The organism is Hahella ganghwensis DSM 17046 (assembly GCF_000376785.1).
Taxonomy (GTDB): Bacteria; Pseudomonadota; Gammaproteobacteria; order Pseudomonadales; family Oleiphilaceae; genus Hahella; species Hahella ganghwensis.
Map to the genome: position 1 here is coordinate 77,307 of NZ_AQXX01000126.1, position 12,058 is coordinate 89,364.

Genomic DNA, 12,058 nt, shown 5'->3' on the forward strand with positions numbered 1-12,058 from the left:
CCCCGGCCACCCTATGTCAATCAACTGCCAGTGAGAATCCTGTTCCAGAAATTTATTTTACAAAGACCTGTTTTCACTAATTAAGATATTGATCGAATATGCGGGTTATCGTGCCATCGTTCTGCATCTCATGGATCGTTTCATTGTAACGAATAATCAGTTTCTGCAGCTCCGGATATGAAGACTGTTTTGAAAAAGCGTTAAAATAGCGAGACTGCTTCAAAGGATTCGGCAAATAAGTGACCTTATGCTGCAGGCCTGACAACTTGAGTTCGTATCGACTCACCAGTGTATTCAAGGGCACCGCGTCAATACGCCCAGCTACCAGCAAAGGGATCTGCTGCTCGTTACTGTTAACCTCCATCAGTTTCAGATCACTGCTCCAGAATTCGGGCGTATAGGCATAGCCTTTCGTCGCGCCAATTCTATAACCGGCCAGATCAGAAAAACGCTCAAAATGAATCCTTTCCCGATCCTCCGTGCGCACAAAAAAGTGCCAGGTTAACTCAAGGTAACTGGCTTCTGGATAATACAGATATTTTTCCCTGGCCGGCTTTCGTGATATTGCAATGACCATATCCACCTGCCCCATTTCCGCCAAACGCAACATTCTTGCGCCGACATCGACCAAGGTAAAACGATGGGAAACTCCCATTCTCCGCATCGCTTCACTGATCACATCGATATCAATGCCATAATAGTCCTGATTGAAATACATTTTCAGGGGCGCTTCCTCAACCCCCGCAATCACCAGCTTTCTGGGCTGAGCCTGACTGCACAACGATGACAGGATCATGGTCACCAATACGAGACTGCGTATTATCAAGGACACTGCTCCTGGCTCCCCAACTCTGGTTGAAAGGTTATCGCAGAACCTCTGACAAACTATTGATCGCCATAGCCGCCTTGCCTAAGTTTTTCAGAGGCTTTCTGAATCATAGATCAATAGCAATTGTGATCTCCCATAGGTTAAGAATAGGTTAAATGACAGAGTATCGGATTAATTTCATAAAATTATGAACCTGAACATCAAACATCATCCAACTATCAGTCAGTTATGAACTAAAATTAGCTGTAAAAGATTTATCTGCGTCCCCAATCAATGGAAGAGACTATGTCCCTGCATAAAGAACTGAATATCACCGAAGCCACCATGGAGAAGTATTCACCACTTAATCAGCTCTCCAAGAAATATTTGAATCAGGTGATCAAAAGAAGCCAGGTAATGACCTTCAACGCGGGCGAAACGCTATTTGAAAAGAACCATGAGCTGCCATTCACCTATTTCCTGTTAAAAGGAGAGGTCAAGGTCAAGAAAGGATTATTATCCTCTGAAACATTGAATGCTGACCGCAAGGAAAGCCTTCATCCCCTAAACAAGAGAATCCCACCGGAAACCTCCGTTAAAGCAACACAGTCCGGACATATGCTCATGGTAGACACGGTGTTCTTGGATCGCGCTCTGGGATGGACTGAGGCTGAGGCCGAGAAAGATGCCCTGAAAAGTCCGTCAAAAGGTGCTTTGGATAGGCCTTCAAAAGGCACGGACACCGCTGTAAGCAGCCAAGTCATTACCGAAGAGGAGCCGGGAGAATTTGACCCCGAACACTTTGATTGGATGGCCAGCCTGCTGTCGTTCCCTCTGTTCTTCAACCTCCCTCCTTCCAATATGGAAACGATTTTTAATAAGTTCGAGCGCATCACTGTCAAAGAAGGCGAAATCGTGATCAAAGACGGTGACGAAGGTGACTACTTCTACCTGCTGATAGAAGGTTCAGCGAAGGTATTGATCGGAGGTGACGGTGGAAAGCAGTTCCACCTGTCCAAAGGATCTTACTTCGGCGAAGAAGCTTTGGTATCTGACACCTTGCGCTCGGCGACTGTGGTGATGAATGAGGATGGTGTACTGGCACGCCTGGATAAAGCAACCTTTCAAAGCCTGCTGCACGACCCGCTTGTACAGTATGTCTCTGCCAGTGAGTATAAAGAACAGGTGCAGAGCGGCATGAAAACCATCGCTCTGCTTGATATCCGCTCTCTGGATGAATTCGAATTCGCCCCTCTCCCCCAGTGCCTTCACATTCCGCTATCTGAGTTGCGACAAAGAATTCCGCAACTGGACAAATCAACAACTTATTATCTGACTTCAGAAGGCGGGCAACGTAGTGAAATTGCAGCTCATATACTTTGTCAGAACAGTATCGAAGTCTACGTCATCAAAGACTGACCGTTAATTACGGGTCCACAGATATGTATAACCAGCTTACATAAATAGTTATTATCAATAACGCCATTAAAAACTATTGATTTCAACAATCCTTGATCATTATTTAAACTTCCTCTGGTTTTTAACAGAATCGTCAGGAGGTCATCAATGTATACCGTAATTTTTGGTCGTGAAGGTTGTCCCTATTGTGTACGCGCCAAACAGGTTGCGGAAACCTGAAAGGAAAAATGGATGACTTCGATTTCCGCTATGTCGACATTCATGAAGAAGGCATCAGCAAAGCGGATCTGGAGAAAACTGTCGGCAAGCCAGTTCATACCGTTCCCCAGATCTTTATTGACAAACACCATATTGGTGGCTGCAACGAGTTCGAATCCCACGCCAGACAGCAACAGTGGCTGTAGCATTCGACTCAAGTCAAAATAGCCAACCCCAAAAAAAATCGGGCCTCCGCCCGATTTTTTTTGGTCATAATGGACTGTGTAAATTTGATCAGGCCGCTGCCTCTCTCCGAAGAATAAACTCACGCTCCCAATGGAACACGTTATTACCTTCGTGAATCTGACGTCCGTGTGAGGATACCAAACCCCAGTCCATCATTTCTTCAATTGAGTGCATTACCAAAGGCATGGATTCTGAGCCGAAAAAGGCCGCCAGCTCTACTTCATTCTTTGCACCGCGTGCCAACAGTTCGAGGATTTCCGATTTCATCGCAGCGTTCTCCTGGGTTGTCGTTCTTTCACTTGTCTCTCAGTTAGTCATTTAAATGAGAGTTAATGGTGTTTGTTCTAGAAAGCGACTTCTTACCCTATAACCCTTCAACAAAGGCTTACTCAATGTCAATACGGCCATTTTTCCTATACCAGAAAGAAAAATGACGGTATCAGAGAAGTTAAATCGCTTTCTATCCCTTATGCGATGATCAATATGACAGAGAATTGTGTTCTTCGGCCTGAGGAATCAGGGCAAATTATGGCAAATCCTGAAATATTGACTCGTATGGCCAACACGGCTCGGCGCCGCTAAACTGCCCGCTCTTTCAGGGGCCGTCATCAGTCCGGATCAGACCGATCCTGCTAATCGCGGCAATCATTCATCTGCAATCAGCTACTTTGTCAATATTATGTCAGTATTTTCCAGTGCTTTACGACGCTTACGCCTTCCCTTCAGTGGAGGCGAAATCAATGCCCTAAGTTTTTGGGTCAGCCAGCTCATTATGGTGTTAGCGACGATTCTCGGCGTGTACCTTGCCTCTTCTGAAGGTTTAAAGGCCGCCGTTCAGTTTAATGAGATCATTCGATTGGAGCGTAACTACTATTTACGTATGTCTCTGGCAAACGAACTGGAAACCAATGCCGATACTGTTTTGCTGTATGCAGAGACGATCAAGAACTCACCACCAACATATAACTACTATGAGCTGAATCCGTTACTTCTGGACCAGTTTATCTGGAAAGCTATGGGTGAGTCTGATGCAACTCTGGAGACTCCAAGCTTATTCCTGCAAGGCAGTCAGGCATTCTACCGAGAGGTGAAAGATATCTACAAAAGACTGGCAGAGAAAACCTATGGCCATAGTCATGGCGCTAAACTGCTGATTCAGTCGGCCACCTCAGTCAAAGAAGAACTGGTCCCACGAATTCGTCGAAATGCGGCAGAACTGGAAAAGCAACTGAATAAAAATGGTGTAGAGGTGGAAACCGATGAAGTACGCATCTAAGAACTGCCCAAGCTGTCAGGAAAGCTCTCTGAAGCATATTGTCTTTATGGGAGAGAATGTACTCCAATGCAGCATCTGCCAGGGCTTGTGGTTTGACGACGGCGAACTCAACCGGGCGATTGCTCACCACCATGAAGACATTGACAAACATTGCCATAAAGAAGGCCTCGGACAACACCTGGGCACCAGTGAACGTCAATGCAGAGATTGCCAAAAGCCGCTACAGCACTACCACCTGCTGGAGGAATATCAGGTAGTGATTGACTGCTGCGCCTCCTGCAATGGTATCTGGCTAGACAAAGAGGAAGTCGATCAGGTCCTGCATTCTCCCAAAATCCGTGAAGCCATTGAAAAACTCAACAAGAAAACGAGCTGGCGCTCATGGGTATTTCAGGCATTAACCCAAATGCCAGTGGAGTACAACATTCCGGTCAAACGGGCACCGGTCGTCACCTGGGGGCTGATCGGCCTGTGCATTATCACCTTTCTTATTGGGTTCATTGACCCCAATCTGGATGAGACCTTATTCCGAACTTTCGCACTCTCATCAGAAACTCCCGGTACAGCACAGTTTCTGATGCAATTTATCAGCTACCAATTCTTACACGGCGGCTGGCTCCACCTACTTGGTAACATGTATTTCCTTTGGGTGGTGGGAGACAATCTTGAGGAAGCCCTGGGCAGAATGAAGTTTCTCGGAATATACCTGGTTTCCGGCATGGTGGCCGGATTCGGAGAACTCGTATTCCAGAAACTTTCTGGTCACCCCCCGCTTCCGCTGGTCGGCGCAAGTGGCTCAGTAGCGGCCTTGTTCGGCATTTATCTGATATTTTTCCGCTATGCCAGCCTAAGTTTTATGATCTTCGTATTCCAGAAAAAGCTCTCACCCGTCTGGTATTTTGTCATCTGGAGTGGCCTGAACATTCTCGGACTGGCTCTTGGTGACACCGGCGTCGCTTATGTGGCTCATCTGTCGGGATTTGCTTTCGGTATTCTTGTAGGCTTGGCCCTGCACTCTTCCGTCCTGGAGCGTCACCCTATGATCAGGATGCTCAGCGATCCCATGCTGAGAGTTAAAAGATAAGTGACTGTTGAGGAGTTCGGTCTGAGCGGAAATGTCAGCAGATATTTTGGATCAGACCGGACTTGGCGAAGACAAAGGTCCCCCTCACCAGCGAGATTGTCTTTTCGATACTTTCGTTGCCTGCGCTCTCATCTCTTAGGCTATCAACTTTCACTTTACCTCTACGAGATAAAAGATCTGCTGAGCGCCATTCACCAGCAGGGCCACTTCGTCATCAATTTCTTTTCCGACTAACGCCTGCCCCAACGGAGAATTTGGCGTGATGACTTTACATCCCCAGTCTCCCGACACAACATTAATCCCTCCACCAGCTGGCCCCAGAAAATAATTCAGACACTGGCCATCAGCATCCAACTCCAGAGTCACCAACGCCCCCAGTCGGACAACGCCATCACTGATGTCACGAAAGCAGGCATTTCGATAAGTCTGTATCGCGGCTTTCAATTCAGAGACCTGTCGTGACAGACCGTCGGCCAGATAGGACGCCTCAAGGCCAAAGGTATCGTATTTGTTCTCGGCCACACTTTCTTCATGAGTCGCCGTCTCATGAGCCGCATTGGCACTTGCCAACGCAATGCTCAGCGAATCTTCCAGCTGCAGAATGATCTGCTGGATAATAGCGCTTTTGTTCATCTAACAACGTTCCATTCAACACAAGGTTAAGACAGGCATTACATATTATCATTAGCTTCATTTGCAGAAGAGCCTACTTCGACCCACCCTATAAGGGATCAAACTCTGTACCAGATGCACCATGAGGAACACCCTAAATATCGCACACCATCATAACCGTATCTCAAGGGTCAGACTCTGCGGGTCTGACCCTTGACTTCAGTCCATCCGATACAAGGTAGAAAGGCGATGTCGTTAGGCTATTTAACAGCCACCATCTCACAAACATCATTCATCGGGCAGTCGTCGATATTTCCGTAATAATCCTGCTCAAGAGAATGCACCTTGCGAACAAACATCCAAGTCAGGCACAGGGCGGCAACCCCGAGGCCGGCGCCCAGCCCTACCCACACACCGAGTATGCCGTAGGGTGCCATCAGCAGCCAGGCGACCGGAAAACCGATCCCCCAATAACAAAAGATGGTGGCGATCGTCGGCGGCATACCGACACGTAATGCCCGCAGTGCCGTCATCATAATGACCTGACCTCCGTCGACCAACTGGAAGAATGCAGCCACAATCAGTATCTGAACCCCCAGATCCAGCACTTCACTATCCAGGGCACCCTCAGCACCAAGGGTAAACAGTGATACGATCCATTCCGGAATCAACAGGAAGGTGGCAGCCGCCACAATACAGAAACATAACCCGACGCCCAACCCGGCCCAGGTATAACGCCGAACGTTCGCAAAATCATTGCGGCCGAAACTTTGTCCAGTACGAATAGCCGCGCCCTGAGCGAAACCGATATACACGGCAAATGACATGGAGGCTGTTTGCAGAGCAATCTGATGGGCAGCCAACGCAACCACACTGATAGTACCCGCCAGAATGGTCGCGGCAGTGAACAGACCAGCTTCCATGGTCCAGGCCACCGCAATGGAAACCCCCAGTGTAAAGTAGGGCCTGAAGTCTGACTTACGCAATACCACCCCACGTAGAGACTGCAAAACCTCCCACACTTCCGGGTAACGCTTCAAGTCCACAGTCAGCATGACGCACATTAATAACGATACTAGTGCAGTGCCGAGCGCAGCACCAGGGACACCAAGTGCCGGAAACGGCCCCCAACCGGTCATAATGACGTAACTTAAAGGCACATTGATGACCACCGCGAGAACACTGATCTTCATTATGCTGGTAGTTCGTCCCATACCTGTGGCCAGCCCACGCAATACCAGGAATACAAAGGCCGGAAATCCGATCAAAGTCGCAGTTCCCAGGTACTGACCGGCATACAGAATCGTCTCCTCTGTCTGCCCCATCATCCGCAGCATTGCCGGCATGAGCATAATCACCCCCACCAGAGCCAGCGCAACCATTAGCGCCAGAACCAGGCCAGCCTTCACAATACGAACGATATCCTGTTTCGACCCCTTTCCCACATAGATGGCCACTTCACTCGCCAGTGCAGCCAGGAGACCCGTCACCACTATCAGGAAGAAGTTATAAATGCCAGCCCCCAGACCAGCGCCGGCCAACTCCGCCACCCCTAGAACACCAAACAGAATGGAATCACAAAAAATCATGGCCGTCTGTGCCAATTGTGCGGCCGTCAATGGTCCCGCCAACCTCAGTACTTCTACAAACCTATTCATATATCTCACACCAACTCGTTACATCAGCAGGCTTTTCCTTCCCCGCCAAGGCTGTATAAGTTAGGCTTAGTGACGCTATAGCTCAAGCGAAACTTTTGCTTCTGTTTATGAGAAAAACTCATATATGATTTAATGATAACCACTATTTGTGACATCCAATGAATCGAAACCGAAAACTCCCCCCGTTGCATGCATTACGAGCCTTCGAAGCCACTGCAAGACGACGCAGTTTTTCTCTGGCAGCACAGGAGCTGAGTGTTACCCAGGGCGCCATCAGCAAACAAATCAAGGTATTAGAGGAATGGTATGGCACCCCTCTACTACAACGCACCACCAAACAACTGCGACTCACGGAGGAAGGCAGAAGCCTGAGCGACCACCTTACACCCATGCTCGACGAGCTGTCATTTATCAGTACCGGAATCATGGAGCGTCACCAGAATCTGCTGAGACTTCTGGTGAACCCGACACTGGCTGTACGCTGGCTTTTTCCACGCCTGACCGATCTGCAGAAACTGATGCCGGTCACCCAGTTGCGCATCACTACCAAATGGACCTCGGCCGAGAAACGATCCGACCTGGAGATGGAGAATTTTGATATTGTCATGCAATGCGCCAGACGTCAGGAAGAAGACCCCAATCTACTGCGCGAGGAGCAATTAATACCGGCCTGCACCCCAGCACTGCTGGCTGCACACAACCATGACTGGCAGCAGGTGATCCGGCACAGCACCTTGCTCCACCCTACCGTCGATTATGAAGACTGGCGGCGCTGGCTGACCCAATACCCAGTGTCAGAGACAGATCCAGAGTCAGGCCTGACCTTTGACACTCTGGACATGCCAATTACGCTGGCCACTCAGGGCCATGGTGTGGCTCTGGCCGACCCCATATTCATCATGAACGAGGTGGAAAACGGATTACTGACCATACCACGAAATCATTTACCGGACAGCGGCTGGGGGTATTATATGGTGACCCCTGCCAATCCACGCCGAAGAGCCATGATTGATATTGTTCATCAGTGGATGCAGGAACAGATCAACAAAGATAAACTCCGGGTCCAGGCCATGGTCACATCGACCAATCTGTATCCCCTGGGTATTGAAGAGCATGTCCACAACAACAGAAAGCCGAGCCCTGCGTAAAATCATCCACATCGATGCGGATTCGTTCTACGCGTCAGTTGAGATCAGGGAAAATCCGTCTCTGGCAGACAAAGCCGTCGCGGTGGGCGGCAGCCCCAACAAACGCGGGGTTATTGCCACCTGTAATTACAATGCCAGAAAGTTTGGCGTGCATTCTGCCATGTCGTCTGCACGGGCGCTGCAATTATGCCCTCACCTGATTTTCGTCAAGCCTCGATTCGAGCTTTACCGAACAGTCTCGCACCAAATCCAGGACATTTTCCAAGAGTATACAGACCAGATTGAACCCCTATCCCTGGACGAAGCCTATCTGGATGTCACCGAATGCCGCCAATGCCAGGGCAGCGCCACGCTGATTGCAGAGGAAATCCGGCAAAAAGTCCGCGAACGACTGAATCTGACAGTCTCGGCCGGTGTTGCGCCCAATAAGTTTCTGGCCAAAGTTGCCAGTGACTGGAACAAGCCGGATGGACTCTATGTCGTTCGCCCTCAGGATGTCGGCCGCTTTGTTTTCCAGTTGCCGGTGTCAAAAATCAACGGTGTCGGCAAAGTCACCGCCGCGAAAATGGAGGGGTTAGGCATTCTCACGTGCGGAGATCTGCAAGTATGGACTTTGGCTGATCTGGCTCTCAATTTCGGCAGCTATGGGGAACGCCTGTATAACCTCGCCAGAGGTATAGATGACCGCCCGGTCAAAACAGACCGTATCCGCAAATCCCTATCCACCGAGCACACCTACGACAAAGATCTGGCAGACTTCTCCGCCATCGAAGAAAAAGCCCCGGCCATTTTTGAGGAACTGACTCAGCGCTATGGCCGTATCAGCGACCAGTATCGGGTCACCAAACGTTTCGTCAAAGTAAAATTTGCCGACTTCACCCAAACCACACTGGAAGAGATCATCCCCTCCCCCAGCGAACCCTGGCAGAGCCTGCCTGATTTCCTCCGACTCATGAAAGCCGCCTGGGAGCGGCAGTCCAAGCCGGTAAGACTGCTGGGCATGGGCGTACGATTGAAGGATCTGAATGAGCCCGTTGTCGGGGAACAGCTTTCATTGTTCGATTAGCCCCTGTTTACACAGACTTGCCAGCCTCTCACCACTGCCGTTGCTGCCTACGCCCTCCCCTCCAACAAAACAGGCGTAGTTCTCCGGCGGGTGCATATCAGGCTCGGATAGGCTTATATAAGCATTCAAAGACATCATGCACCTTTAGACCTTTTTCGACAGCCTGGGAGAATCACTATGACAGACCGCATCTGCATCATCGGCGGCACTTCGGTAGACACCATTGCCCATGTGGACCAGCTTCCGGACGGCAAACCCCAAACCATCTGGCCGCAAGACTGCTATCGTGCTGTCGGTAGCACCGGATCCGGTGAAGCCTTCAATCTAAAAGCTCTGGGCATGGAGATCTGCCTTCACACCCTCCTCGGCGAAGATTCGGAGGCTGACCTGATAAAACGGGAAATGGCGGCAAGAGGTATCCAGCTGATCGTGGAAACTACGCCTACTCCTACTGAACAACATGTCAATTTAATGAGCCCCGAAGGAGAGCGAATCTCTATTTTTACTCATCCTTCCGTGACACCGGAAGGCATTAATTGGGAACCGGTTAGAGAAGCTATTGCCGGTTCGGATCTGGTCATTGTCAATATTCTGGAATACGCCAAACCGTCACTGGCGCTGGCCATGTCGGCCGGCAAACGCATCTGGACAGATCTACATGACTACGACGGCGAGAATGCTCACCATCAGCCTTTCATTGATGCGGCAGATGTGATTTTTCTCTCCAGTGATAACTTTCCTGATCACCGGGAATTCATGCAGCAGATGATGGCCCGTGGTAAGCAATTTGTGGTGTGTACCCATGGTAGCCGGGGTGCCACTCTCTTGAATGACAAAGGCGAATGGATTGAACAGCCGGTCTACCCCGTAGACGACGTCAAAGACACTAACGGTGCCGGAGACGCATTCTTCAGCGGCTTTCTCTTTGGTTATCTGCATGGCCACACACTGCCGGATTGCATGAAACTGGCTGCAGCTTGCGGCGCACTCTGTGTCACATCAAAGAGTCTGGCAGCAGAATATCTGAACGCCAGCATGCTCCTGGACATGACCGGAGTGTGCTGATAACGCGCGCTAAAAAAGCAGCCTCTGCTGCCAAGCCATAAAACACACATATTCTCATCAATAGACTTAGTCCACAGGAGATACTAACAATTACTTATAGCGGCAAAACGAACTCTGGACAAATCTTAACTGGCTGCAATTAAAAACAAAAAAATCAGGACCTGCTGGCACTTCAAATCAGACTCGACTTTCAACTGTTGAATCGCCTGCAACGCCCAGGGAACAAGAGAGGATAATCATGCAAGCCAATGAGACGACCCAAACGGAGAAAAGACGCACCCGAAGATATCCCGCCGTTGAATTATGCGCCTATGTACTGCGCCGAAAGGCCATGCTGATCAGCCTGTGGGATGAAGTTCAGGTCATTGACTACAGCCACCTGGGCATGGCCTTCGAGGCTGATTCGGAACTGCTGGACAAAAAATCCCTGACCCTGTCGATTGAACTAAAAATGGAAGTTGGCGATATCAAGGTGGATCGGGTCAACGGCAGAATTCGCCACACCCGCAACCTGGGAGGTTTATATCGATATGCCGTGGAATTCGAAAAAGGCCAGGATCCCAATCTAATGCCACAACTGGTCAGATTGGAAAGTCTGCTTACCAGAAGCCAGAATCTGGCCGACCGGATACAGAAACAATCACAGGCCTGAAGCACTAACGAACGACCATAAGTAGTGCGCGGTATTTGGCCGTTCGTTCCCCTCCTTGCTGACGTCAACCCCTTATAACCACCCAGATAGAACGTTAGTCAGCATAAGCCCTGACAGACGTTCTCAAAGATTATCGCTTGACCGCCAGCGAGACACCATCCGCAATCGGCACCATGGCGTAATCAATTCGCTTGTCACTCTGCATTTTTTTATTCAACGCCCGAATGGCCCGGGTATCCACATCTTGCACTGTCGGGTCAGCCACCTTGCCACCCCATAGGACATTATCTACAGCAATCAGCCCACCAGGCCTCAACAAGCGCAGACAGGCTTCATAATACCCATCATAGTTTTCTTTATCAGCGTCGATAAAAGCGAAATCGAAGGTTCTGGCCTGCCCCTGATCCAGGAGCCCTTGTAAGGTTTCCAGTGCTGGAGCCAACTTCAGGTCAATACGCTCCGACAATCCAGCCAGACACCAATACCGGCGGGCAATAGAAGTCCACTCGTCGCTGACATCACAACAGATTAATCGTCCATCCGACGGCAGAGCATTGGCAATACAAATAGAACTGTAGCCGGTAAAGGTGCCGACTTCGATGGCTTTGCGCGCACCAATAAGTTTAACCAGCAGGTTCAGAAACTGCCCCTGCTCTGGTGCGATCTGCATATTGGCATATTCGTCTTCTGCGGTCTCGATCCTGAGTGCATGCAGAAGTTTGTCCTCCCTACTGCTGGTATCCACCAGATAATTCAACAGTGCGGATGTCATATTGAGCGTTTTGCCGGACACGATATTCCTCCTTAATGACCAATCACCAACATT

Annotated in this window: 12 protein-coding genes and 1 pseudogene; 8 read left to right on the forward strand and 5 right to left on the reverse strand. The window is 49.6% G+C overall.

Annotation, left to right across the window (positions count from 1 at the left end):
- Window positions 1–76 precede the first annotated feature (76 nt).
- Entirely contained in the window at window positions 77–832 is a 756-nt protein-coding gene (locus F566_RS0118860; RefSeq protein WP_157496897.1) for a substrate-binding periplasmic protein, read from the reverse strand.
- A gap of 282 nt (window positions 833–1,114) precedes the next feature.
- On the opposite strand from F566_RS0118860, the gene F566_RS0118865 reads away from it, so the two are divergent.
- The gene (locus tag F566_RS0118865; protein ID WP_020408584.1) at window positions 1,115–2,227 is read left to right on the forward strand and encodes a cyclic nucleotide-binding domain-containing protein; all 1,113 of its coding nucleotides are present in this window, start codon (window positions 1,115–1,117) and stop codon (window positions 2,225–2,227) included.
- Between the two features lie 147 nt (window positions 2,228–2,374).
- Window positions 2,375–2,631, forward strand: a pseudogene (locus F566_RS34935) (GrxA family glutaredoxin).
- An 88-nt stretch (window positions 2,632–2,719) separates the two neighbouring features.
- On the opposite strand, the gene F566_RS0118875 reads toward F566_RS34935, so the two are convergent.
- Window positions 2,720–2,938 carry a hypothetical protein gene (locus F566_RS0118875; RefSeq protein ID WP_020408586.1) on the reverse strand — a complete coding sequence of 73 codons (219 nt, stop codon included), beginning with the start codon at window positions 2,936–2,938 and terminating at the stop codon, window positions 2,720–2,722.
- Window positions 2,939–3,350: 412 nt separating this feature from the next.
- On the opposite strand from F566_RS0118875, the gene F566_RS33430 reads away from it, so the two are divergent.
- Window positions 3,351–3,947, forward strand: coding sequence for a hypothetical protein (locus tag F566_RS33430; protein ID WP_020408587.1), 597 nt, complete (start codon window positions 3,351–3,353; stop codon window positions 3,945–3,947).
- Complete coding sequence (locus tag F566_RS0118885) at window positions 3,931–5,031, forward strand: rhomboid family intramembrane serine protease (protein WP_020408588.1); 1,101 nt, start codon at window positions 3,931–3,933, stop codon at window positions 5,029–5,031. The genes F566_RS33430 and F566_RS0118885 overlap by 17 nt, the downstream gene beginning before the upstream one ends.
- A 150-nt stretch (window positions 5,032–5,181) precedes the next feature.
- Here F566_RS0118885 and F566_RS0118890 read toward each other — a convergent pair whose 3' ends face one another.
- Both F566_RS0118890 and F566_RS0118895 read right to left on the reverse strand, forming a co-directional pair.
- Window positions 5,182–5,664, reverse strand: a complete 483-nt coding sequence (locus F566_RS0118890) for a GreA/GreB family elongation factor (RefSeq protein WP_020408589.1) — start codon at window positions 5,662–5,664, stop codon at window positions 5,182–5,184.
- A 239-nt stretch (window positions 5,665–5,903) separates the two neighbouring features.
- Window positions 5,904–7,301, reverse strand: a complete 1,398-nt coding sequence (locus F566_RS0118895) for an MATE family efflux transporter (RefSeq protein ID WP_020408590.1) — start codon at window positions 7,299–7,301, stop codon at window positions 5,904–5,906.
- 158 nt (window positions 7,302–7,459) lie between these two features.
- Here F566_RS0118895 and F566_RS0118900 point away from each other — a divergent pair, with 158 nt between their 5' ends.
- From F566_RS0118900 to F566_RS0118915, 4 genes are all read left to right on the forward strand, one after another.
- Window positions 7,460–8,449 carry a LysR family transcriptional regulator gene (locus F566_RS0118900; protein WP_157496899.1) on the forward strand — a complete coding sequence of 330 codons (990 nt, stop codon included), beginning with the start codon at window positions 7,460–7,462 and terminating at the stop codon, window positions 8,447–8,449.
- Window positions 8,415–9,515, forward strand: a complete 1,101-nt coding sequence (gene dinB / locus F566_RS0118905; protein WP_020408592.1) for a DNA polymerase IV — start codon at window positions 8,415–8,417, stop codon at window positions 9,513–9,515. The genes F566_RS0118900 and dinB overlap by 35 nt, the downstream gene beginning before the upstream one ends.
- A gap of 177 nt (window positions 9,516–9,692) precedes the next feature.
- Window positions 9,693–10,580, forward strand: a complete 888-nt coding sequence (locus F566_RS0118910) for a carbohydrate kinase family protein (RefSeq protein WP_020408593.1) — start codon at window positions 9,693–9,695, stop codon at window positions 10,578–10,580.
- Window positions 10,581–10,818: 238 nt separating this feature from the next.
- Entirely contained in the window at window positions 10,819–11,232 is a 414-nt protein-coding gene (locus F566_RS0118915; protein ID WP_020408594.1) for a PilZ domain-containing protein, read from the forward strand.
- Between the two features lie 130 nt (window positions 11,233–11,362).
- Here the strand turns inward: F566_RS0118915 and F566_RS0118920 are convergent, their stop codons facing one another.
- The gene (locus F566_RS0118920; protein WP_020408595.1) at window positions 11,363–12,025 is read right to left on the reverse strand and encodes an O-methyltransferase; all 663 of its coding nucleotides are present in this window, start codon (window positions 12,023–12,025) and stop codon (window positions 11,363–11,365) included.
- Window positions 12,026–12,058 lie beyond the last annotated feature (33 nt).

Coding starts and splice junctions, on each gene's coding strand:
- F566_RS0118910 (WP_020408593.1), top strand. CDS start 9,693: ATGACAGACCGCATCTGCATCATCGGCGGCACTTCGGTAGACACCATT.
- F566_RS0118900 (WP_157496899.1), top strand. CDS start 7,460: ATGAATCGAAACCGAAAACTCCCCCCGTTGCATGCATTACGAGCCTTC.
- F566_RS0118865 (WP_020408584.1), top strand. CDS start 1,115: ATGTCCCTGCATAAAGAACTGAATATCACCGAAGCCACCATGGAGAAG.
- F566_RS0118890 (WP_020408589.1), bottom strand. CDS start 5,664: ATGAACAAAAGCGCTATTATCCAGCAGATCATTCTGCAGCTGGAAGAT.
- F566_RS0118885 (WP_020408588.1), top strand. CDS start 3,931: ATGAAGTACGCATCTAAGAACTGCCCAAGCTGTCAGGAAAGCTCTCTG.
- F566_RS0118895 (WP_020408590.1), bottom strand. CDS start 7,301: ATGAATAGGTTTGTAGAAGTACTGAGGTTGGCGGGACCATTGACGGCC.
- F566_RS0118875 (WP_020408586.1), bottom strand. CDS start 2,938: ATGAAATCGGAAATCCTCGAACTGTTGGCACGCGGTGCAAAGAATGAA.
- F566_RS0118915 (WP_020408594.1), top strand. CDS start 10,819: ATGCAAGCCAATGAGACGACCCAAACGGAGAAAAGACGCACCCGAAGA.
- dinB (WP_020408592.1), top strand. CDS start 8,415: ATGTCCACAACAACAGAAAGCCGAGCCCTGCGTAAAATCATCCACATC.
- F566_RS33430 (WP_020408587.1), top strand. CDS start 3,351: ATGTCAGTATTTTCCAGTGCTTTACGACGCTTACGCCTTCCCTTCAGT.